We start from the raw sequence: 19,667 nt of genomic DNA, 5'->3' as shown, positions 1-19,667 counted from the left end.
TATATATCGTATCACGACATATATTAGAATCGACCAGGTGAAACCGCCCCCGCCCCCACCCCAGCTGACCGCCACGGACTACGAGCTCCTGGCCGACTTCCGCTATGCGCTGCGCCGCTTTGCCGCCTTCAGCGAAAACGCCGCCGCCGGGCTGGACCTGATGCCGCAGCAGCACCAGGCCCTGCTCGCCATCAAGGGCACCCGCAAGAACGCCCCCGGCCGCCGTGGCCTGTATGTCGGCGAAATCGCCGAACGCCTCCTGATCCGCCCGCACACCGCCGCCGAACTGGTGGGCCGACTGGCGCGCCTGGACCTGGTCAGCCGCGAGGCGGACCCCGAAGACGGTCGCCGCGTCGAGGTCGTGCTGACCGCAAAGGCCGAGCGCATGCTCGAAGACCTCTCCGCCTCGCACCTGGAAGAATTGCGCGCCATGCGCCCGCTGCTGACGCGCCTGCTGACCCGCATCGGCGACGACTCCGGCAACGCCTGATCCACGTCCTGCTGCATAAGCTTATGCAGCGCAGCCTTGCCTCGCGTGATAAATTGTCGCCCCGCGACATATCGATGCGCGAGGAGATCGTTTTGGGTGTAGCAATCAAGCGCTGGCTGGGCTCGTTCGCGCCAGCGCCGGTGGGCGTCAACGGACGCGAGAAACTGTACGGCGCGATGGGCGCGCTGCTCGGCCTGTTCTGCACGGAATGGGTGGGCCGCCACGCGCTGGGCGACGCCAGCCCCTGGTTCATCGCCCCCATGGGCGCGTCCGCCGTGCTGCTATTCGCCGCCCCCGCCAGTCCGCTCGCCCAGCCCTGGTCCATCATGGCCGGCAATCTGGTATCGGCCCTGATCGGCGTCTTCTGCGCCCAGTTCATCCCCGTGCCTGGCGTGGCCGCCGCCGTGGCGGTGGCGCTGGCCATCGGCGCCATGTTCTCCTTGCGCTGCCTGCATCCGCCCAGCGGCGCGGTGGCGCTGACCGCCGTGCTGGGCGGCCCCGCCGTCGCCAGCCTGGGCTACGGCTTCGCGCTCTGGCCCGTGGCCCTGAACTCCGCCATCCTGCTTTGCATCGCCGTGGTCTTCAATGGCGCGCTCAAGCGCAACTATCCGCGCCGCCACGCCGACCCGGCCGCCGGCCACAACACCCGCGACCTAGCGCCCAGCGCCCGCCTGGGCTTCAGCCTGGCCGACCTGGACGACGCGCTCACGCAACGCGGCGAGCTGCTGGACATCAGCAAGGAAGACCTGGAAGAAATCGTCCTGGCCGCGGAAATGCGCGCCAGCGTACGGCGCTTTGGCGACGTGCATTGCGCCGACATCATGTCGCGTGACGTGGTCACGGTGCAGGCCCAGGACCCGCTGGACTACGCCGTGCGTCTGTTCGACAAGCATCGCCTGCAGGCGCTGCCGGTGCTGGATTCGGCCGGCCGCTACGCCGGCATGGTCAGCCAGGGCGACGTGCTGGCGCGCCAAACCCGGCTGGCTGCCGTCGCCGTCGACGCGGATGCCGCGCCCGGCCTGCTGGTGGCCGACTGCATGCGCAGCGAAGTGCCCTTCGCCACCCCGGGCCTGCCCGTCATCGAACTGGCCCGCCCCATGTCGGACAGCCTGCATTGCGTGCCGGTGCTGGATGAAGCGCGCAACCTGGTCGGACTGGTGACGCAATCGGACCTGGTGGCGGCGCTGTACCAGATCGCGCTCGCGGCCAGCTCGCAGGCGCCGGACCCGGACGCCCAGCGGCTGGCGGCCTGAGCGCCGACCCTCCGTAGCCCTACGGATTCCTGCCCGCGTTGGCCGCAAGGCATAATTTCAGGCGTGAATCCCCTATCGCGCGCTCGCGCCTTCTTCTGCTGGCTGGTCCTGTTCACCTTCGGCGCCCTCTGGATCGGGCGGCAGGACTATGTGGACCAGTACGAACGCTTCACCCAGAGCACCAGCGTGGCGCAGCGCATGCTGAGCCAGAAGACGGTGCAGCATGAAGCCGTGCTGGCGACCCTGGCCGCCCTCTCCCACCCGCCTGCTCCGGAACGCCTCTATCCCAGCCTGCGGCCGGCCATGCCCCAACTGCTGGGGCTGGGCTACCTGTCCGGCGGCGCCTGGAGTGGCAGCGTGGCCGAACCCCCGGGCCTGGCGGCAGCCGTCGAACGCGCGCGCGGCCTGGGCCGGCCCGTGACGCTGCCGGTGGACACCGCACGCTATTGGCTGGTGGCGCCCTCCAGCTGGAGCCTGCTGCTGGACGCCAGCCAGCTGATACCCGCGGCCGACTTTCCTCCCGGCCTGGCCAACTTGACCCTGACGGTGGACCAGACCCCGCTGCGGCTGCTGGACAAGCAGCCAGACGCCAGCGGTCCCGGCTGGCCGCTGGCCCTGCAAAAGCCGCTGGGCGCGGCCAGCCAGCCCTTCCAGATGCGCAGCACGCGCACGCTGACACCCGGCGTCTGGCCCTGGGGCACCTGGCTCGCCTGGGGCTTGGCCAGCGCGCTGCTGGTGGCCGGCGCCGCGGCCTGGCAGCGTTCTCGCGCCCAGGCCCGCCGCCACCAGGAGCAACTGCGCCTGGGCGCCATGGCGCGCCTGAGCACGCTAGGCGAAATGGCCGCCGGCATCGCCCACGAACTGAACCAGCCGCTGACCGCCATCCTGGCCCAGACCCGCGCCGCCGAGCGGCTGTTGGACGACGAAGAGGAACGCCCCGCCGTGCGCCACGCGCTCTTGGCCAGCGCCGAACAGGCCAAGCGCGCCGCCGACATCATCAGCCGCATGCGCGCCCTGGTGCAGCCCAGCTCGCCCGCCCGGCGCGAAGCGCTGGACCCCGACGCATTGGTGGCGTCGCTGCGCTTTCTGCGCGAAACGGAACTGGCCCGGCTGGGCATACGGCTGAGCTGGCACAACGCCAACCCGGGCATGCGTCCGCTGGGCGACCGCGTGGCCCTGGAGCAGATCCTGCACAACCTGGTGCAGAACGCCGCCGATGCGCTGGCCGACGTTGCCGGGCCGCGCCAGATCTCGCTGGAGGGCCGCGCCGATGGCGACACCTATCTGTTCAGCGTCAGCGACACCGGCCCCGGCATCGCCGCCGACGCGTTGCCGCGCCTGTTCGCTCCTTTCTACACCACGCGGCCGCAAGGCATGGGCCTGGGGCTGGCGCTGTGCGACACGCTGGCCGGCTCCATGGACGGCCGCATCGCCGCGCGCAATCTCAGCCCGGCAGGCGCCTGCTTCACGGTCAGCCTGCCGCGCGCCGCCGCCGTTTGACGCCGCAGGAATCTCCCATGTTCGAACAATCCCCGCTGGTCTACCTGGTCGATGACGACGACGCCGTGCGCGACGGCCTGGCGCTGCTGCTGCGCAGCGTGGGCCTGCGCAGCGAGGGCTACGGCGACCCGCTGGCCTTCCTGGCCCAGTTGCACCCGCAGGCCATCGGCTGCGTGGTCCTGGACATCCGCATGCCCGGCATCAGCGGCCTGGACGTGCTGAGCCGGCTGGCCGAGCAATCGGACCTGCCCGTGGTCATGCTGACCGGCCATGCCAACGTGGACCTGTGCCGCCGCGCCTTCAAGGGCGGCGCCATGGAATTCCTGCAAAAGCCCGTCGACGACGACGTCTTCCTGGACGCGGTGCAGGCCGCCGTGCGCACCCACATCGCCAGCCGCGAAAAACTCGCCGTGACCCAGGCCGCGCAGGAACGGCTGGACAAGTTGTCCGGGCGCGAGCGCGACGTGCTGGAACGCGTCGTGCAGGGCCTGAGCAACAAGGAGATCGCGCGCGAGTTCGACCTGTCGCCGCGCACGGTGGAGACCTATCGCGCCAACGTCTTCGCCAAGCTGGAAGCGGACAACCTGGCCGGGCTTATCCGCGAGTACGCGGGGCTGCTGGGCTAAGGCCGGTCCAGGCGGCCAGCAACCTTGCACGGCCCCCCTCCGTAGCCCTACGGAGGCCCCAGCGTAGCCGACCGAATACCGCCGATCGGCCGCCATCTTTACTCTGTCTGTTCCCGTCACCGACCCACTAAGGACACAGACATGTCGCCCAAACTCATCGCTTTCGCCGCCCTGTTCGCCTGCGCCGGCGCCGCCAACGCCGCCGTGCTCAACGAGAGCAACCTGTCCATGGCCGACGCGCAGAAGCTGGCCACGGCCACCGTCGCCGCCTGCCAGGCCAAGGGCTACAACGTGAGCGCCTCGGTGGTGGACCGCGCCGGCCTGCTCAAGGCCTTCGCCCGCGCCGACAATGCCGGCCCGCACACCATCGAGGCCAGCCGCGCCAAGGCCTACACCGCCGTCTCGGCCAAGACGCCGACGCTGACGATGCTGGAAAACGTGCAGAAGAATCCCGCCGCGGCCACCTTGACCGACATTCCGGGCTTCCTGGTGCTGGGCGGCGGCGTGCCCGTCAAGGCCGGCTCGGCCGTGATCGGCGCCATCGGCGTGGCGGGCGCTCCCGGCGGCAACCTGGACGCGCAATGCGCGGACACCGCCCTGCAAGAGAACGCCGAACTGTTCAAGTAAGCCGCTGCCGGCCGGGACGCGGCGCGTTTGCGGCGCCAGCGGCATCGCGGTAGGCTTGGGGCGCCATGCCCCAGCCGCCCTCCCTCTCCCTGCTCGACGCCATCCTGCGCCGCACCGCCCGGCGCTATCGCGTACCCGCCATTTCCCGCATCCCCGCCGAAGACGCCGCGCCCGCAACCGCGCTCGCCGTCGCTATCGAACAGGCCCGCCAGTCGCTCGAAGATGGCGGCGCGCCGCCGGCCACGGTCAAGCAGGCCTTTCTCGACGCCCTGGCGCGCCTGATACGCGACGCCATGCGCGAGTCCGACGGCGATCCCGCATTCCAGGCCATGCTGCTGCGGCACCGCCTGCCGCTCGTGCGCGAGTATGCCTCCCTGGCCGCGCGCGCCGCCCAGGACCGCCGCGAGATCATTGCCGCCGCCAACGCCATCGCCCACCCCGCCAAGATTGAACGCATGCCGGCAGGCCCCGCGCGCGACGCCATGGCCGCCTTGCAAGCGGCGGCGGCGTCCGAGTCCTGGGCGGCGCTGCCCGAAGCCGCGCGCCGGCTTCTCAGTTTGTCCTCCGAAACCCAGCCGGCCTCCGCCGCGCTCGACCGCCTGCTCGCCAGCCCCGCGCTGGATCATCTGCAACGCCTGGACGCCCTGACCGCCGACAGCGACGTGCGCCGCTACCGCGCCTTGTGGGAACAGCAAGGCCCGCGCCCCGGCAGCGCCACCGCCCTGGCCGAAGGCAACGCCTCGCGGTTGCGCGGCGACGCCGTCGAGGCGCAGGCGCTGCAAGCGCTCCAGGCCCTGGCGCGCCGTCTCAACGACGCCGACGGCAGCCAGGCCTACCAGGCCGTGTCCTCCATGCGCGTACCGCCTTCGATGCCCGCCAACACCGACCGCGCCAAGACAGAATGGGATGCCGCGCTGCTGCGCCGGGCTGCGGGCGATGGCGCGCCGCCGGCCTGGGACCTGTGCCTGCTGCTCGAAGCCAAGGCCTCGGCCGACGCAGCCGCCACCGACTTCCCGCGCCTGCTGCGCGGGCTGCGCCTGCTGACGCAAGCCGATCCACGGACCGACTACGCCTTCAGTACGCGCCAGGGCCGGTACCCCCTGCGTGGCGCGGCGCTGCGGGCGTTGCCCGCCGAAGGCCCGCAGCTCGATACCACCGTGCTCTATGTCTGCGACGGCCCGGCCGATGCGATCCCGCGCCTGCTCAGCGCCGCCAGCCGCATGCAGCTGCTGTCCGCGCCGCCCAGCCTGGAATATGCCGGTCTTCTGGCGCAGGGTCTGGACGCGGCCCCCGAGACCTTGGAACCGGTCTGGCAACAGCTGCTGCAATCGGCCCAATGGGCCGGCGTGCTGCAGCAATACCCGACGCTATGCCAGGCGCGCGAACTGATGGCGCACCCGGATGACCTGATGGCGGCGATCGAAGGCGCCACGCGCTGAGGCCCACGCACGCGGGCCGGTTTCGTACTGTGCTTGCCCTAGACCGCGGGCCCCTTCAGCTCGATTTGATTGCCATCGGGATCGAAGCAATAGATCGAAAGCCCTTCGCCTTCCGCGCCATACCGCAACACGGCCTTGTCCGCGGCAATGCCAAACGCTTGTAGATGTTGCACGATGGCCGCTTCATCGAACGGATCGACCCGCAGGCAAAAGTGGTCGACGTTGCGCCGCTCTTTTTCTGGCGCGGCCCCGCCAGCGGCACCCAAGGGTCCTTGCACATCGATCAGATCGATCATGGACCCGCCGGCGCTCAGGTGGATCATGGCGAGCTTGTCGTTCTTCTTCTTGACGGAGCAGCCTAATACCTTCGTGTAGAAGTCCACACTGCGCGCCAGGTCTTGAACCCTGAGCACGACATGGTCCAGGTGCTTGATCTGAAATGCTGGCATGCGGATTCTCCCGGGTCGAACTTGGCATTGTCCTGCGGCTTTCATCGGCTGTCGAACGTCCCGCTTCAGGGATGAATCGTTTCACCGCGATCAAGCATGCCGATGAACTCTTGGATCTTGCGCGCCCGCGTTGCGGGCCTTTTGGCATGCTGGATCCGGAACAGAATGGCGTAGCGGTTCCGGCTGTTCAGCGTCGCAAAGAACGCGCTGGCCTGGGGATTGGCGTCCAGCGCGGCTTGCAGGTCGTCCGGCACGACCGAATTGCTGGGAGAGGCATAGGCGGCGGCCCAGCGTCCGTCCTGTTTGGCCTTTTCGATTTCCCGCATGCCGGCAGGGAGCATTCTGCCTGCAGCGATGAGCGCTTCGGCCCGATCCGCGTTGAGCTTGGCCCAAATACTCTTCGGAGAACGCCGGGTAAAGCGCTGCAGCCAGGTTTCTTCGCTTTCAGCCTGTTTTTGGCCATCGATCCAGCCATGGCAAAGCGCGCTCTCCACCGCCTGCGCGTACGTCAAGGTCCGCTGCCCGGCGCCTTTCTTGGCGATGCGCAGCCATACCCCCGCCGACGTCTCGCCGTTGTGCGTCAACCAGTCTTCCCATTCGCTCTGGGCCAGGAATGTCAGGCGAGGTTCAGTCATGGAGCGTTCCGTTCAATGGCAGTCCAACAAACCACTCGCGGCAGCCCTGCACAGTGTCATGCACGCGGCCGATTCAAGATGCGCTCATATTGAAGAAGGTCTTCCGCAGAAAAGCAGCAGAAGATCACCTCCAGTATGGATGAGTCCCCGGCCAGACTTTCGCGGACGCTTTTGGCAGCGACCTCCGCCGCCAACGCTATGGGATACCCATATATCCCCGTGCTGATGCTGGGCAACGCAATCGACGTGACCGCCCTTTCTTCCGCCAGCTCGATGCATCGGCGGTAGCAACTGGCCAGCAGCGCCGGCTCCCCGCTCTCTCCGCCCCGCCACACCGGCCCCACGGTATGGATGATGTACTGCGCGGACAGGCGATAGGCCTTGGTCACCTTCGCATCCCCCGTCTTGCAGCCGCCCAGCAATCTGCATTCATGCACAAGATCCGGACCCGCGGCGCGGTGGATGGCGCCATCGACGCCCCCTCCGCCCAGCAATGAGGAGTTTGCGGCGTTAACGATGGCGTCCACGTGCAGCTTCGTGATATCTGAACGGATTGCGCGCAGGCTTGTGGCCATGATCTTGCTCCTTGCGGTACGAACGCCGTCGCCGCGGCGCACTTGCAGGGCGATCTTCCTGCAGGCAAGCGTACGGCACTCATCACGCCTGCTGGCGGCGACGGATCGGGATTATGTTGCCAGTCTACAATTCCGCCCACTTCATGCACTCAAGATTGCAGGCTGACGCCGTTTCCCCACATGCAACGACGCCTTTTGAATGCCCTGTTGGTTACCCTCCTGGTGAGCGTCGGCGTGCCCGGCGGTTCGACGCAAGCGCTGGCCCAGTCGACGCCAAAGGCGCAATCTGGCGAGGGCCGCCCATATGAAATTGCCGATAGCGAAGTATGGGACGTGCCCGATCCCGTGTCGGGCCGCGGCTATCAGGTCTATGTCGCGTTGCCGCCGTCCTATGCGAAACAGCCGCAACGGCGCTACCCGGTGCTTTATGTGACCGACGCCGACTACGCCTTCCCGATCATCCGGCAGTTGGCGCGCCGCCTGAACGTGGAGGGACCGCAAATCGAGGAGTTCATTCTTGTCGGCCTGTCATATGGCAAGGGGGAAGATGGCGGAGTCAGCCGCCAGCGCGACTACACGCCGACACCGAACGGCCCAAGCACGGCACCGGCCAACGCGGTCCATGGCCAGGCGCGCGCCTATCAAGCGTATCTGCGCGATCAGGTGAAGCCTTACATCACCGCCCGCTACCGGACCGACCCGGCCAGAACCCTCTTTCTCGGCCACTCCTATGGGGCGCTGCTGGGGACACAGATCCTGTTCACCGAACCCGGCATGTTCAACGGCTATGTCCTCGGCAGCCCGTCCCTCTGGTACGACAAACGGCATGCCTTGAAACTCGAAGCGCGCTATGCCCAGCAGCATCGGGACCTGACGGCGAATGTCTATCTTTATGTCGGCGCCTACGAAGCCCTGCGCAAAGGCGACCGTCGCTACAACCAGACGGTGGACATGGTCGCCGACAACCGTGCGCTGGAGGCGGCGCTGCAAAGCCGGAAGTATCCAGGCTTGAAACTGAAGTCGGTGGTACTGAATGACGAGGACCATCTCACCGTGGCGCCGCGCGGCTTTATGCAGGCCCTGAAATATCTGCTGCCGGTGCGCTGAAGCAATAGAGAAAGTCCTTCGCCTTCCGCGCCATGTGGCATCGCGGCCTTGTCCGCCGTGATGGGGTGGCGTTGGACAACCTCAGACCTATGACGCCCCTCAAAGGGACGATCGGAGCTTCACGAATACGAGCTCGGGGTCGCCGTCGTCCAGATTCTCGATTTGGCCGCTTCTGATAAAGCCAAGCCGGCCCAGCAATTGGCGCATCGCGATGTTTGACGTGTTTGTCGACGTGAACAATTTTCCTTCCTGGCATTGCAGTTCCAGGGTCCGCATGATGGCTGTCGCGACGCCACGGCGTCGAGCCGAACGCTTGACGACGATCAGCGGAATGAAATCATGTCCGAAGAACGAGCGGTCAAGCACCCCATAACCGACCAGCGCCGAAGCATCCTCCGCTGCCGTCGCGGCCCAGCATTGGCCAGCAGCCAACGCCCGGGCGATAAATGTCCTCCTGCCCGGTTCCCGCCTGGCGATCGGATCCAGTTCAACAATCGAATCGATGTCTACGCTCTGGGCGATTCGGACCTGCGTTTGGGAAGACATGATTGCTGCGCATCGGGATTGGGGGATTCTTAGTCTACCTGCCCCGCATCCAGCAGGTGCCTGATCTGCCACCGTGGCGAATAGGCGATGCCGAGCCCGGCGCTGACGGCGGAATAGACCGCCATCGTAGTGGTTTGGAATGGACCACGGACCCCGACGTTGCGCCGCTTGCGATCGATCTCAAAGGCCCACTGCCCGGGCCTTGCGACCGGCCTATTCTGGGAACGCACGGATCTTTGCTCGCCGGCATTACCCCTGAACTGGTGTCCTGCCACTAGTTAATCCAGAGAATCCAAACCGCAGTTTGCGATATTCGGCGGGCCGAATCATCTTTGCCATGTCACGATTAATGAAACGGTACTGGCATTAACGCGATCGAATACGATTCCCATCAACGAACTAATGCAAAGGATGCGCACCAACAAGGAATCAGGGTTTATACGAACAGATTATGCGCTGGAAATCACTATCCCATCAGCGGGATATTTGGCAGAATTTAATACCGGCCGTATTTCTACGCGAAAACTCATGCGCAAACCTGAACTCGCCTTGCACGATGTGCGCTGTGCGTTTCTGAAAAAATGGCGCGCTTTTGTTTTGGTCCTGTTGATCGTGCTTACCGCTGCCTTCTCGTGTATTTTGTATTTCCACGAGTCGCAACGCGGAGAGCTCGCAGCGCTGGCTCTGGGAGGAACCTTAATTGGAATGCTGTTCGTTGGCTTTTTTGTTTGCAGGCGTTGACTGATTTTGTCGCGCCAAGGCGCACCGTGCGACCTACTCCCAAATCCGTATTGGATAATCAGCAGGCCATATCCAATATATACAAGCTAAAAATGTGAAAACGCCCTGATTTTACGCCAGGGCGTTGCTTCAGGACGGCAAGTCACCGTCCCCGCAAATACCCATCCCGCGTCTGCGGCAGCTTCATCCCCAGCACGGCGGAGGCGACCTGAGTCCGCAGGATCTGCGCCGTGCCGCCGGCGATCGTGAACATGCGTGCGTCGCGCACGTGGCGCTCCATCGGCAGGTCGCGCCCATAGCCTGACGAACCGTGCAGCTGCAAGGCGTCGTTGGTCACGCGCTGCGCCGTTTCCGCCGCGTATATCTTGGCCTGCGCGGCCAGCGACAAGTCCGGAAAGCCGAAAGTCCGCGGCGTGCCGCTGCGCGCGGCCGCATGAAGCATGTGGCGCGCGGCGTTCAACTGGATGGCCATGTCGGCAACCATCCACTGCAAGCCCTGGAACTCCGCTATCGGCCGGCCGAACTGCTGGCGCTGCTTGACGTATTCCACGGCTTCTTCAAAGGCGCCCTGCGCAATGCCCAGCGCCACGGTGCCCGCGCCCACGCGCTGGGCGTTGTAGGCCTGCATCAGCCCGGCGAAGCCGCGTTTCAGGCCCTCGGGCGGCGCCACCAGCATGGACTTGTGCACCTTGAGGTCGCGGAACTTGATGTACGTCTCGGGTATGCCCCGCACGCCCATGGCGTAGGAACGCTTGGCGATCTCCAGGCCATCGTCCGCGGCGTCGGGCTCGCGCACGTGGATGAAGGCGCCTATGCCCAGATCCACGCCCTCGTCGAACACGCGCGCGAAGATCAGGTGCAGGCGCGACACCCCGCCTCCGGTGATCCAGTATTTCTCGCCGTTGATGACGTAGTCGTCGCCCATGCGCACGGCGCGTGTGCCCATTTCGCTGGCGGCGCTGCCGGCCTGGGGCTCCGAGATGCAGATGGCGGGCTTGTCGCCCGCCAGCACGCACCCGGCGGCCAGCGTCTTCTGCTCATGGCTGCCGTATTGCATGATGGCGCCGATTGCGCCCATATTGGCTTCCACCGTGATGCGTCCCATGGTGGCGCAAGCCTTGGCCATTTCCTCCACGACCAGGACGGTATCGAGATAGCTCAGCCCCTGTCCGCCGTACTCGCGCGGAATCGTCATGCCCATGAAGCCGCTTTCGCGCAGCAGGCGGACATTGTCCCAGGGATACTGTTCGGATTGGTCGGTGGCCGCGGCCGTCGGTTTGAATACGGTCTGCGCCAGTTCGCGCGCGCGCTGCTGCAGCGCCGATTGTTCTTGAGAAAGCTCAGTCATGGTTCATCCTTGCTACGTGCAAAACTCCGGCCGGGCCGCCAGGCCCGCCGGCATCAACCCACCTTGATATCCGCGCGCCGCGCCACCTCGGCCCAGCGCTCGACTTCGCTGCGCGTCAGGGCGGCGAGCTCCTGCGGCGTGCCGCCGCCCGCGTCGGCGCCCAACGCAATCCAGCGCTGCACGAAAGCCGGATCGGCGAACGCCTCGTTGACCGCCGCATTGAGCACGCGCACCACGTCCGCGGGCGTGGACGGCGGCGCATAGATGCCATACCAGCTGGTCGCGTCGTAATTGGCCGCGCCGCTCTCCGCCGCCGTGGGCACGTCGGGCAGGCTGGGCGAACGCACCTTGGACGTCACCGCGATCGCGCGCACGCTGCCGGCCCTGATGTGCTGGATGGCCGAAGGCATGGTCTCGAACATCATGTGCACGTTCCCGGCAATGATGTCCACGATCGCCGGCGCCGAGCCGCGGTAAGGCACGTGCATCATCTGGGTGCCGGTGACGTTCTTGAAGTATTCGGCCATCAGGTGCTGCATGGTGCCCGCGCCCGGCGTGGCATAGCTGTACTTGTCCGGATTGGCCTTCAGCAGCGCTACCAGCTCCTGCACATTCTGCGCGGGCAGCTCCTTGTTGACGATCAGCGCGTGGTTGACGCGTCCCAGAAAACCCACCGCCGTCATCTCGCGGATGTCGTATCCCAGCTTCGGATACACCGACTGGGCGATCGCGTGATGCACCGCCCCGAACAGGATCGCGTAGCCATCGGGACGGGCCTTGGCCACGGCGTCGGCGCCCAGCGTGCCACCGGCGCCGCCGCGGTTTTCCACGATCACCGACTGGGCCAGGCTGGCGCGCAGCGGCTCGGCCAGTTGCCGCGACAGGATGTCCACGGTTCCACCCGGCGCATAGGGCGCGACCAGCCTGATGCTCTGCGACGGATACTTGCCTTGCGCAAATGCGCGGCTCAATGGCGTCAATGCGGCCAGCGCCAGCAACTGTCTCCTATCCATGCCTCTCTCCTCTTGTGTCCGCCTTCGTCGAAGCGGTGTTGTCTAAGATGTGTGACGTCAGTCCGGCGGACCGCCCGCCGTCCAATCGTCCAGGATCTGCCGCGCATGCTCGTTCAGGCGGGGCGGCGGATTGCGGTAGGAGACCGGCGTGGCGGACAGCTTCAGCGGATTGGCCAACAGGTTCAGTTCGCCGCCTTGCGCCCATGCGCAGGGCATGCGCAACTGCGCGCCGCGAGCCTGTACGTGCGGGTCGTTGAATACGTCGCGCAGGTCGTTGACCGGACCGCAAGGCACGCCCACGGCTTCCAGCTGTTCCAGCCAGACCTGCCTGGGGCGCCGGGCCAGCGCTTCCTGTACCCGCTGGCAGAGTTCGACGCGGTGGGCGACGCGGGCCGCATTGGAGGCATAGCGCTCGTCGTCCGCCAGCCCGGCCACGCCGGCAACCTCGCAGAAGCGCCGGAACTGCGCATCGTTGCCCACGGCAAGAATCATGGGACCGTCCGCCGCGTCGAATACCTGGTAGGGCACGATGTTGGGGTGGCCGTTGCCCAGGCGGACGGGCGGCTCCTGCCTGGCGAGATAGTTCGTCCCGGCGTTCACCAGCCAGGCAATCTGGCTGTCCAGCAGCGAGATGTCGATGTGCTGGCCCTGGCCGGTCAGGTCGCGGTGGCGCAGCGCCGCCAGGATGCCGACGGCGGCATACATCCCGGTCATGACGTCGGCGATGCCCACGCCCACCTTCATGGGCGCGCCTTGCGGCTCGCCGGTAAGGCTCATGATCCCGCCCATGCCCTGGATCAGGAAGTCGTAGCCCGCGCGCTTGGCGTATGGCCCCGTCTGCCCGAAGCCGGTGATGGAGCAATAGACCAGGCGCGGATACCGGTGCTTGAGCTGTTCATAGTCCAGCCCGTGCTTGGCCAGGCCGCCGACCTTGTAGTTCTCGACCAGCACGTCGGCGTGGTCCAGCAGTTGATGCAGCGTTTCCTGGCCCGCCGCCGTGGCGATGTCGATCGCGATCGACCGCTTGTTGCGGTTGGCGCTCAGGTAGTAGGCGCTTTCCGCGGTCGCGCGGCCGTCCTGGTCGTTGATGTACGGCGGCCCCCATTTGCGGGTGTCATCGCCCTCGTCCGGCTTTTCCACCTTGACCACGTCCGCGCCCAGGTCGCCCAACAGCTGCGTCGCGCTGGGACCCGCCAGGATGCGCGAGAGGTCCAGGACACGCACGCCCTTGAGCGCGGAAGCTTCCACTGACTGCATACGCCTTCTCCATCAGAGTCGATCGATGCAGTCTAAAATTCGCAATCCTCACCTTCAATTGAGTTTTTTTTCAATATGAAGGACGGCTTGCCGCCCGGTCCGGACGGGCGACGCGCGGCGCTACTTGACCGGAAACTTCAGCTTGGGCGCGGCGTCCCTGACCATGGCCCAGAAGGCATGCGCGGCAGGCGACAGCTTGCGTTCATTGAGGCAGGCCAACCCGATCCTGCGCTTGGAAGCGGGGCTGATCTTCCGGTAGACCAGCCCGTCGTAGGCCTGCGGCAGCACCAGCGACGCCAGCACGGAGATGCCCTGCCCGCGCCGGACGAATTCCAGGATGGACATGATCTGCGAAAGATCGTGCGCGATATGCGGCTTGGCGCCGGCGCGCTCGAACATGCGCGTAATGACAGGCTGCGAACCGGCGCGCGTCATGATCAGGGGATAGTCGATCAGCTCCTTCACCGCGATCGTCTTGCGCCCGGCCAGCGGGTGGCCGGCAGGAAGCACCACCATCAGCTCGTCGGTAACGAGCGGCAGCGTGTCGAAATCCGGTTTGGGCAAGGCCACCACGCCGATCTCGATGCGTCGTTCGACCAGCGCGCGCTCCAGTTCCGGGTCTGGCTTCTCGGTAACGAACACATCGACGCCCGGATATCGGGCTTTGAACATCTCCAGCAGCTGCGGCAGGATGTTCAGTGAGGAACTCGCCCCCAGCGAACCCAGATTCAGCAGACCCGAACGCAAGCCCGCGCTGGCGTTCGCCGTCGCCCGCACGATCTGCAGGGAGGCGAACACGTCCCTGACGTGCGGCAGGATCTGCTGCCCGGCATAGGTAAGATGCACGCCCGATGCGTTGCGGTCGAGTAAGGGCGCTCCCAGCGTGGCCTCCAGCGTGCGCAGGGCGTGGCTGGTGGCCGAGGGCGTCATCCCCAGCCGCGCGCCCGCGCCCGCGATGCTGTCGGCGGAGGCCAGCGCCAGCAGCAGTTCCAGTTGCCTGAGGGAGAGGGATTTTGCGGCCTGATCCGGCATGGTCATGTCTCCTTGCTGCTAACCGGCCAGCGCCTGCGCCAGCCCCAACGCCCGCGCCAGGAACGCCGACGTGTCATCCTTGCGGTAGCTGACGATCACCGGCGACACGAAGGTATCGGCATCGATCGCCACGTGCGCCACATCCTGCCGCTGCAGGCGCTGCACCGACGCCGGCACCACCGTCACGCCCAGCCCCGCCGCCACCAGGCCGATGGCGGTCTGAAGTTCGTTGGCTTCCTGCACCACCTGCGGCGCATGTCCCGCTGCACGGAACAGGCCCAACACATGGTCGGAGAAGTTCGGCCGCGGGCGCGCCGGATACAGCACGAAAGGTTCGCGCGCCAGGCGTTCGACGGACACGCGCCGCAGCCGCGCGATCGGATGGCCCAGCGGCACCGCGGCCATCAGCGCTTCGGTCATCAGCACCCGCCGCTCGATGGCGGGATCGTCGAACAGGATGCGGCCTATGCCCAGGTCGATGCGGCCGGCCTTGAGCGCTTCCAGCTGCGGCAAGGTGGTCATTTCCGTGAGACCCACCTCGACCTGCGGGTCGGCGTTGCGCAACTGCCGGATCAGCTCGGGCACGAAGCCGTACAGGGATGACGGCACAAAGCCTATGCCGAACCAGCGCCGCTGGGTCTGCCCCAGCCGGCGCGTGCCTTCCAGCACCTCTTCCAGGCGCGCGGTCAGCAGGCGCGATTGTTCCAGCAGGAAGCGGCCCGCTTCCGTCAGACGCAGCGCCCGCGTGGTGCGTTCGAACAGCTGCACACCGAGTTCTTCCTCGAACAGGCGGATCTGGCGGCTGAGGGGCGGTTGGGCCATGTGCAGCCGGGCGGCCGCGCGGGTGAAGCTGCCTTCCTCCGCCACAGCCTGGAAATAACGCAGTTGCCTCAGTTGCATGGCATGGCTCCATACATACCATAAAGGTATCAATCGGAACCCATATAGTCTTGGACTCGCAGGGAAAACGCAAGCCATACTGAACCGTCGCGCAAGCCTGCACTTTGAAAGTATGAATCCCGGAAGTTACTTGCCCGGGATCCTTGGGCCAAAGGCGCGCGGCAACACAATAATTCCAGCATTACGGAGACCATCATGCGCTTGCGCCCTGTATTCAAACGAATCGCCCTGGCCTGTGCCGGCCTGGCGCTGCTGGGCGGCGCGTCCGCAACGCTGGCCCAGACGTACCCGGACCACCCGGTCAAATGGATCGTTCCCTTCCCGCCCGGCGGCGCGATGGACAGCATCGCCCGCACCCTGGGCGAATCCATGGGCAAGCAGCTCAACACCACCTTCATCGTGGAGAACCGCGCGGGCGCGGGCGGCAATATCGGCGCGGCCAGCGTGGCCCGCGCCAAGCCCGACGGCTACACCATCCTGATCGTCGCCAACGGCATGGCGGTCAACCCGGCCCTGTACAAGGACCTGAACTACGACCCGATCAAGGATTTCGCCCCGATCTCGCTGCTGGCCGTGGTGCCGAACGTGCTGGTCACCAATCCCGCGCGCACCGGCGCCACCAGCGTGCAGGACGTCATTGCCAAGGCAAAGGCACAGCCCAACCACTACACCTACGCCTCGGCCGGCGTGGGAACCTCCATCCATCTGGCGGGCGAGCTGTTCCTGTCCATGGCCCAGGTGGATATGCTGCACGTGCCCTACAAAGGCAGCGGCCCCGCCGTCGCCGACCTGCTGGGCGGACAGGTGGACTACGTGTTCGACAGCATCACCTCCGCCAAGCCGCACATCGAAGCCGGCAAGCTGCGGGCGCTGGCAGTGACCACCAGCAAGCGCTCGGCCGCCCTGCCCGACGTGCCCACCGTCGCGGAAAGCGGCCTGCCCGGCTACGAATTGATGCCCTGGTTCGCGGCCTTCGCCCCCGCCGGCACGCCGCCCGAGGTGGTCGCGAAACTGAACGCCGCGATGCGCGCGTCGCTGAACGACGCCAAGGTGCGCGCCACGCTGGACTCCATCGGCGCCGAGCCCATCGGCGGCATGCCGGATGAACTGCGCGACCACCTGGCGCGCGAGACCGCGCAATGGAAGACGCTGGTGAAGGAACGCAACATCAAGATCAATTGAGGCCAGCGCGGCTGCGGCACGCTGGAGCTGGACGTCTAGGCGGGTTCCTGCAAGGCCGACGCATCCAGCAGATGATCGACGATGGCGAGTATCTGCTCGGCGGCTTCGCCGATATGCCGCTCCAGCGCGGCTTCGGCGTCTTCGGCCCGGCCCTGCCGGGCGAGCGCGATCAGTTCACTGTGCTCGTCGTGGGCCTGCTGGCGGATCGGCGCGTTGACGATCTGGAAGCGGAAATAGCGTTCGGATTTTTCGTGCAGCGCGCGCACCATGGCCAGCGCGGCGGGCCGTTGCGCCGAACGGTACAGCAGTTCGTGCAGTTGCCAGTTCAGGCGCCCCCATTGCTCGGGCTCGGCCGTGTCCATCTGCGCCACCACCTGGCTCGCCAGCTCCAGGTCCTGGGGCTCGCGCTGCTGCACGGCCAGGCGCAACAGCCATGGCTCCAGCCGCAGCCGGATGTCGAAGAACTCCTGCACCTCGGCGCGCGACAGCATGGAGACGTAGGCGCCGCGATGCGGAATCATGTCGATCAGCCCTTCGGCGCTGAGCTGGCGGATAGCCTCGCGCACAGGCAGCCGGCTCACCCCCAGTTCCTCGGCGAACAATTCCTGGCGCAGCGCAGAGCCGGGAGGAAGCGCGCCGGACAGGATGCGGTCGCGCAATTCGTCGACCACCAGTTCGACGGCGGTCTTGCGCACCAAACGGCCGGGGCTGGCGGCCTGGGAACGGGACGGGTTGGAAGCGGAAAGCGGCGAATTCTGTGACATGAAACCTGCCTGGTTGCACCGTGCGGCGGGAGCGGCACGGGAGGGACTACGCGGAACCCGCGCCGCCATGCCCAGGAAAACCCCGAGAGACAGCCGATAGCCACAGCCCTTTTAATGTGAGTATATTGGATCCATGATCCAGTTCAAACCGCCGCCCGCCAGGGCGACGGACCGAGGCCCGAGCCTCGTTTTTTTAAGCCCCATATTTTTGGATCCAATATCCAATAACCACCATCCAGCCGGATTGCACCGGCTGGACCACGCATCAGGAGCCGCAGCATGAGCATTCAATGGCAAGGCGTATTCCCCGCCGTCACCACCAAGCTGAAACCCGATTTTTCGCTGGACCTGGAGGCCATCCGCCTGGGACTGGAACGCCTGATCGAGAACGGCGTGGGCGGCGTCGTGATGATGGGCATGGTGGGCGAAAACGCCCAGCTCTCGCCCGAAGAGAAGCTGCAGGTGCTGCGCACCGCCGTGGACACCGTGCGCGGCCGGGTGCCGGTGATTTCTGGCGTGGCGGAAACCGGCACCGCCCGCGCCGCCGCCTTCGCGCAGGAAGCCGCGCGCATTGGCGTGAACGGCCTGATGGTGTTCCCCGGCCTGACCTACAAGTCCGACGGCCGCGAGACCGTGGCCTTCTATCGCGAAGTGGCGCGCGCCAGCGCCCTGCCCATCTTGCTCTACAACAACCCGCGCGGCTACGGCGTGGACCTGACGCCGGACCTGGTGGCCGAGCTGCTGGAAGAGCCGACCATCGTCGCCATCAAGGAGGAGTCCTACGACACCACCCGCGTCACCGACCTGATCACGCGCTTCGGCGACCGCCTTGCCGTGGTCTGCGGCGTGGACGACCTGATCCTGGAAAGCGCCGCGCTGGGCGTGACGGCCTGGGTATCCGGCATGGCCAACGCCGTGCCCAAGGCTTCGGTGGACCTGCTGAAGCTGGCCGTCGAAGGCGATTTCGTGCGGGCCCGCAAGCTCTATGCCGCGTTGACGCCGCTGTTCCACCTGGACACCGTGGTCAAGCTGGTGCAGCACATCAAGCTGGCCGAACACCTGATCACCGGCAGCGCCGAAACCGTCAAGCCGCCGCGCCTGGACCTGGCCGGAGCCGAACGCGAACGCACCATCGCCATCACCAAACAGACGCTCGCGGATCTTTCCGCCCTGGGCTACTGATACCGGAGCCGCCACCATGCGCCCCTACCGCCTGTCCGCGCTGGCCCTCAGCGCCCTGTCCGCAGTTTCCGTCCTGTCCGCCGCGCATGCCGCGGACTACCCCGCCCGCTCGATGGAACTGGTGGTCGCCTACCAGCCCGGCGGCGGCAGCGACAACACCGCGCGCGCCATCGCCGAGGCGGTGCGCCCGCCCCTGCTGGCGCAGCCCACAGTGGTGATCAACAAGCCGGGCGCCAGCGGCTCCATCGGCTGGGCCTACGTGGCCAACGCGCAGCCCGACGGCTACAAGCTGGTGTTGATGACGCCCGAAATGCTGGTGGTGCCGCTGATGGGCATAGGCAAGACCACGGTGGGCGACTTCCAGCCCATCGCCCGCTTCACCGACGATCCCTCATCGGTCACGGTGCGCGCCGACGCACCCTGGAAGACGGTGGAGGAATTCCTGGCGGACGCCAGGAAGAATCCCGAACGCGTCGCCGTGTCCAATGCCGGCATCGGCACGGTGCCGCACATGGCGGCGGCGGCGCTGGGCGAACAGGCCGGCGTGAAGTTCGTGCACGTGCCTTACCAGGGTTCGGCCCCGGCCATCATGGGCCTCCTGGCGGGCGATGTGCAAGCCACCACGGTCGCCTACGCCGAACTGCAGCAGCACGTCGAGACCGGCAAGCTGCGCACCCTGGCCGTCATGGCGCCCAAGCGCCTGGACAACCTGCCCTCTGTCCCGACCATGAAGGAGAAAGGCGCGGACCTGCAGTTCAGCGTCTGGCGCGGCATCGGCCTGCCCAAGGCCACGCCCGCCGACGCGGTCGAGAAATGGCGGGCCGCGGCCCGCCAGGTGGCGCAATCGCAGGACTTCCAGGCCTTGATGCGCAAGCAGAACCTGACGCCCTCCTACGCCGACCTGCCGCAATTCACGGCCGACGTGGCGCGCCAGGAAGAGGCGTTCAAGGCCTTGGTGCCCAAGCTCAATCTGAAGCCCTGAACGCGTAGCCCTGAACGGC

Annotated in this window: 21 protein-coding genes and 1 pseudogene; 11 read left to right on the top strand and 11 right to left on the bottom strand. The window is 66.5% G+C overall.

Annotation, left to right across the window (positions count from 1 at the left end; all coding sequences use genetic code 11):
* Positions 1-37: 37 nt before the first annotated feature.
* The 6 genes from ACM1PE_RS11235 (at position 38) to ACM1PE_RS11210 (ending at position 5,935) form a co-directional block, all read left to right on the top strand.
* On the top strand, positions 38-490 hold the full coding sequence (locus tag ACM1PE_RS11235) for a MarR family winged helix-turn-helix transcriptional regulator (protein ID WP_059379717.1): 453 nt from the start codon (positions 38-40) through the stop codon (positions 488-490).
* Positions 491-582: 92 nt separating this feature from the next.
* Complete coding sequence (locus ACM1PE_RS11230) at positions 583-1,743, top strand: HPP family protein (protein ID WP_419343287.1); 1,161 nt, start codon at positions 583-585, stop codon at positions 1,741-1,743.
* Positions 1,744-1,806: 63 nt separating this feature from the next.
* Positions 1,807-3,243, top strand: a complete 1,437-nt coding sequence (locus ACM1PE_RS11225) for a sensor histidine kinase (RefSeq protein WP_419343286.1) — start codon at positions 1,807-1,809, stop codon at positions 3,241-3,243.
* A 17-nt stretch (positions 3,244-3,260) separates the two neighbouring features.
* Positions 3,261-3,869 (top strand): response regulator transcription factor, encoded by a 609-nt coding sequence (locus ACM1PE_RS11220; protein WP_118931965.1) that lies wholly within the window; start codon positions 3,261-3,263, stop codon positions 3,867-3,869.
* A gap of 141 nt (positions 3,870-4,010) precedes the next feature.
* Positions 4,011-4,496, top strand: coding sequence for a GlcG/HbpS family heme-binding protein (locus ACM1PE_RS11215; protein ID WP_059379714.1), 486 nt, complete (start codon positions 4,011-4,013; stop codon positions 4,494-4,496).
* Positions 4,497-4,561: 65 nt separating this feature from the next.
* Positions 4,562-5,935 (top strand): 3-deoxy-D-arabino-heptulosonate 7-phosphate synthase, encoded by a 1,374-nt coding sequence (locus tag ACM1PE_RS11210; protein WP_419343285.1) that lies wholly within the window; start codon positions 4,562-4,564, stop codon positions 5,933-5,935.
* A 38-nt stretch (positions 5,936-5,973) separates the two neighbouring features.
* Here ACM1PE_RS11210 and ACM1PE_RS11205 read toward each other — a convergent pair whose 3' ends face one another.
* From ACM1PE_RS11205 to ACM1PE_RS11195, 3 genes are all read right to left on the bottom strand, one after another.
* Positions 5,974-6,384, bottom strand: a complete 411-nt coding sequence (locus tag ACM1PE_RS11205) for a VOC family protein (protein ID WP_059379712.1) — start codon at positions 6,382-6,384, stop codon at positions 5,974-5,976.
* A 65-nt stretch (positions 6,385-6,449) separates the two neighbouring features.
* Positions 6,450-7,019, bottom strand: coding sequence for a YdeI/OmpD-associated family protein (locus ACM1PE_RS11200; RefSeq protein ID WP_059379711.1), 570 nt, complete (start codon positions 7,017-7,019; stop codon positions 6,450-6,452).
* 56 nt (positions 7,020-7,075) lie between these two features.
* Positions 7,076-7,594 (bottom strand): O-acetyl-ADP-ribose deacetylase, encoded by a 519-nt coding sequence (locus ACM1PE_RS11195; RefSeq protein ID WP_059379710.1) that lies wholly within the window; start codon positions 7,592-7,594, stop codon positions 7,076-7,078.
* Between the two features lie 180 nt (positions 7,595-7,774).
* Between ACM1PE_RS11195 and ACM1PE_RS11190 the strand changes: the two genes are divergently transcribed.
* Positions 7,775-8,701 carry an alpha/beta hydrolase gene (locus tag ACM1PE_RS11190; RefSeq protein ID WP_419343283.1) on the top strand — a complete coding sequence of 309 codons (927 nt, stop codon included), beginning with the start codon at positions 7,775-7,777 and terminating at the stop codon, positions 8,699-8,701.
* A gap of 99 nt (positions 8,702-8,800) precedes the next feature.
* Here the strand turns inward: ACM1PE_RS11190 and ACM1PE_RS11185 are convergent, their stop codons facing one another.
* Together ACM1PE_RS11185 and ACM1PE_RS11180 are read right to left on the bottom strand one after the other, a co-directional pair.
* Entirely contained in the window at positions 8,801-9,247 is a 447-nt protein-coding gene (locus tag ACM1PE_RS11185) for a GNAT family N-acetyltransferase (RefSeq protein WP_419343282.1), read from the bottom strand.
* A 32-nt stretch (positions 9,248-9,279) separates the two neighbouring features.
* Positions 9,280-9,447 (bottom strand): annotated as a pseudogene (locus ACM1PE_RS11180) (LysR family transcriptional regulator); the annotation flags it as partial.
* 211 nt (positions 9,448-9,658) lie between these two features.
* Here ACM1PE_RS11180 and ACM1PE_RS11175 point away from each other — a divergent pair.
* Positions 9,659-9,988 (top strand): hypothetical protein, encoded by a 330-nt coding sequence (locus ACM1PE_RS11175; RefSeq protein ID WP_419343281.1) that lies wholly within the window; start codon positions 9,659-9,661, stop codon positions 9,986-9,988.
* A gap of 142 nt (positions 9,989-10,130) precedes the next feature.
* Here ACM1PE_RS11175 and acdA read toward each other — a convergent pair whose 3' ends face one another.
* From acdA to ACM1PE_RS11150, 5 genes are all read right to left on the bottom strand, one after another.
* Positions 10,131-11,336 carry a 3-sulfinopropanoyl-CoA desulfinase gene (gene acdA, locus ACM1PE_RS11170; RefSeq protein ID WP_059379707.1) on the bottom strand — a complete coding sequence of 402 codons (1,206 nt, stop codon included), beginning with the start codon at positions 11,334-11,336 and terminating at the stop codon, positions 10,131-10,133.
* A 53-nt stretch (positions 11,337-11,389) separates the two neighbouring features.
* The gene (locus ACM1PE_RS11165) at positions 11,390-12,349 is read right to left on the bottom strand and encodes a Bug family tripartite tricarboxylate transporter substrate binding protein (protein WP_419343280.1); all 960 of its coding nucleotides are present in this window, start codon (positions 12,347-12,349) and stop codon (positions 11,390-11,392) included.
* Positions 12,350-12,406: 57 nt separating this feature from the next.
* Positions 12,407-13,606 (bottom strand): CaiB/BaiF CoA transferase family protein, encoded by a 1,200-nt coding sequence (locus ACM1PE_RS11160; protein WP_059379705.1) that lies wholly within the window; start codon positions 13,604-13,606, stop codon positions 12,407-12,409.
* Between the two features lie 120 nt (positions 13,607-13,726).
* Positions 13,727-14,638: a LysR family transcriptional regulator gene (locus tag ACM1PE_RS11155; protein WP_118932023.1), complete on the bottom strand. Its 912-nt coding sequence runs from the start codon at positions 14,636-14,638 to the stop codon at positions 13,727-13,729.
* Between the two features lie 18 nt (positions 14,639-14,656).
* Positions 14,657-15,538, bottom strand: coding sequence for a LysR family transcriptional regulator (locus ACM1PE_RS11150; RefSeq protein WP_059379704.1), 882 nt, complete (start codon positions 15,536-15,538; stop codon positions 14,657-14,659).
* Between the two features lie 195 nt (positions 15,539-15,733).
* On the opposite strand from ACM1PE_RS11150, the gene ACM1PE_RS11145 reads away from it, so the two are divergent.
* Complete coding sequence (locus tag ACM1PE_RS11145) at positions 15,734-16,720, top strand: tripartite tricarboxylate transporter substrate binding protein (protein ID WP_419343279.1); 987 nt, start codon at positions 15,734-15,736, stop codon at positions 16,718-16,720.
* A 35-nt stretch (positions 16,721-16,755) separates the two neighbouring features.
* On the opposite strand, the gene ACM1PE_RS11140 is transcribed toward ACM1PE_RS11145, so the two are convergent.
* On the bottom strand, positions 16,756-17,484 hold the full coding sequence (locus ACM1PE_RS11140) for a GntR family transcriptional regulator (RefSeq protein WP_251880306.1): 729 nt from the start codon (positions 17,482-17,484) through the stop codon (positions 16,756-16,758).
* Positions 17,485-17,763: 279 nt separating this feature from the next.
* On the opposite strand from ACM1PE_RS11140, the gene ACM1PE_RS11135 reads away from it, so the two are divergent.
* The gene (locus tag ACM1PE_RS11135; protein ID WP_059379702.1) at positions 17,764-18,666 is read left to right on the top strand and encodes a dihydrodipicolinate synthase family protein; all 903 of its coding nucleotides are present in this window, start codon (positions 17,764-17,766) and stop codon (positions 18,664-18,666) included.
* Between the two features lie 16 nt (positions 18,667-18,682).
* Positions 18,683-19,648 carry a tripartite tricarboxylate transporter substrate binding protein gene (locus ACM1PE_RS11130; protein WP_059379701.1) on the top strand — a complete coding sequence of 322 codons (966 nt, stop codon included), beginning with the start codon at positions 18,683-18,685 and terminating at the stop codon, positions 19,646-19,648.
* Positions 19,649-19,667: the final 19 nt, after the last annotated feature.

Origin of the sequence: Achromobacter sp. PD1 (genome assembly GCF_048541815.1) — a bacterium.
GTDB classification, from domain to species: domain Bacteria; phylum Pseudomonadota; class Gammaproteobacteria; order Burkholderiales; family Burkholderiaceae_B; genus Achromobacter; species Achromobacter bronchisepticus_A.
The sequence above is the reverse complement of the archived record's forward strand: the minus strand, read 5'-3'. Positions and strand labels throughout refer to the sequence as shown.

What these genes read in the sequence shown, in the direction of transcription:
- ACM1PE_RS11160 (WP_059379705.1), bottom strand. Translation starts at nt 13,606, where the DNA reads ATGCAGTCAGTGGAAGCTTCCGCGCTCAAGGGCGTGCGTGTCCTGGAC.
- ACM1PE_RS11210 (WP_419343285.1), top strand. Translation starts at nt 4,562, where the DNA reads ATGCCCCAGCCGCCCTCCCTCTCCCTGCTCGACGCCATCCTGCGCCGC.
- ACM1PE_RS11190 (WP_419343283.1), top strand. Translation starts at nt 7,775, where the DNA reads ATGCAACGACGCCTTTTGAATGCCCTGTTGGTTACCCTCCTGGTGAGC.
- ACM1PE_RS11130 (WP_059379701.1), top strand. Translation starts at nt 18,683, where the DNA reads ATGCGCCCCTACCGCCTGTCCGCGCTGGCCCTCAGCGCCCTGTCCGCA.
- ACM1PE_RS11195 (WP_059379710.1), bottom strand. Translation starts at nt 7,594, where the DNA reads ATGGCCACAAGCCTGCGCGCAATCCGTTCAGATATCACGAAGCTGCAC.
- ACM1PE_RS11185 (WP_419343282.1), bottom strand. Translation starts at nt 9,247, where the DNA reads ATGTCTTCCCAAACGCAGGTCCGAATCGCCCAGAGCGTAGACATCGAT.
- ACM1PE_RS11205 (WP_059379712.1), bottom strand. Translation starts at nt 6,384, where the DNA reads ATGCCAGCATTTCAGATCAAGCACCTGGACCATGTCGTGCTCAGGGTT.
- acdA (WP_059379707.1), bottom strand. Translation starts at nt 11,336, where the DNA reads ATGACTGAGCTTTCTCAAGAACAATCGGCGCTGCAGCAGCGCGCGCGC.
- ACM1PE_RS11215 (WP_059379714.1), top strand. Translation starts at nt 4,011, where the DNA reads ATGTCGCCCAAACTCATCGCTTTCGCCGCCCTGTTCGCCTGCGCCGGC.
- ACM1PE_RS11175 (WP_419343281.1), top strand. Translation starts at nt 9,659, where the DNA reads ATGCGCACCAACAAGGAATCAGGGTTTATACGAACAGATTATGCGCTG.
- ACM1PE_RS11145 (WP_419343279.1), top strand. Translation starts at nt 15,734, where the DNA reads ATGCGCTTGCGCCCTGTATTCAAACGAATCGCCCTGGCCTGTGCCGGC.
- ACM1PE_RS11135 (WP_059379702.1), top strand. Translation starts at nt 17,764, where the DNA reads ATGAGCATTCAATGGCAAGGCGTATTCCCCGCCGTCACCACCAAGCTG.
- ACM1PE_RS11165 (WP_419343280.1), bottom strand. Translation starts at nt 12,349, where the DNA reads ATGGATAGGAGACAGTTGCTGGCGCTGGCCGCATTGACGCCATTGAGC.
- ACM1PE_RS11140 (WP_251880306.1), bottom strand. Translation starts at nt 17,484, where the DNA reads ATGTCACAGAATTCGCCGCTTTCCGCTTCCAACCCGTCCCGTTCCCAG.
- ACM1PE_RS11155 (WP_118932023.1), bottom strand. Translation starts at nt 14,638, where the DNA reads ATGCCGGATCAGGCCGCAAAATCCCTCTCCCTCAGGCAACTGGAACTG.
- ACM1PE_RS11150 (WP_059379704.1), bottom strand. Translation starts at nt 15,538, where the DNA reads ATGCAACTGAGGCAACTGCGTTATTTCCAGGCTGTGGCGGAGGAAGGC.
- ACM1PE_RS11220 (WP_118931965.1), top strand. Translation starts at nt 3,261, where the DNA reads ATGTTCGAACAATCCCCGCTGGTCTACCTGGTCGATGACGACGACGCC.
- ACM1PE_RS11200 (WP_059379711.1), bottom strand. Translation starts at nt 7,019, where the DNA reads ATGACTGAACCTCGCCTGACATTCCTGGCCCAGAGCGAATGGGAAGAC.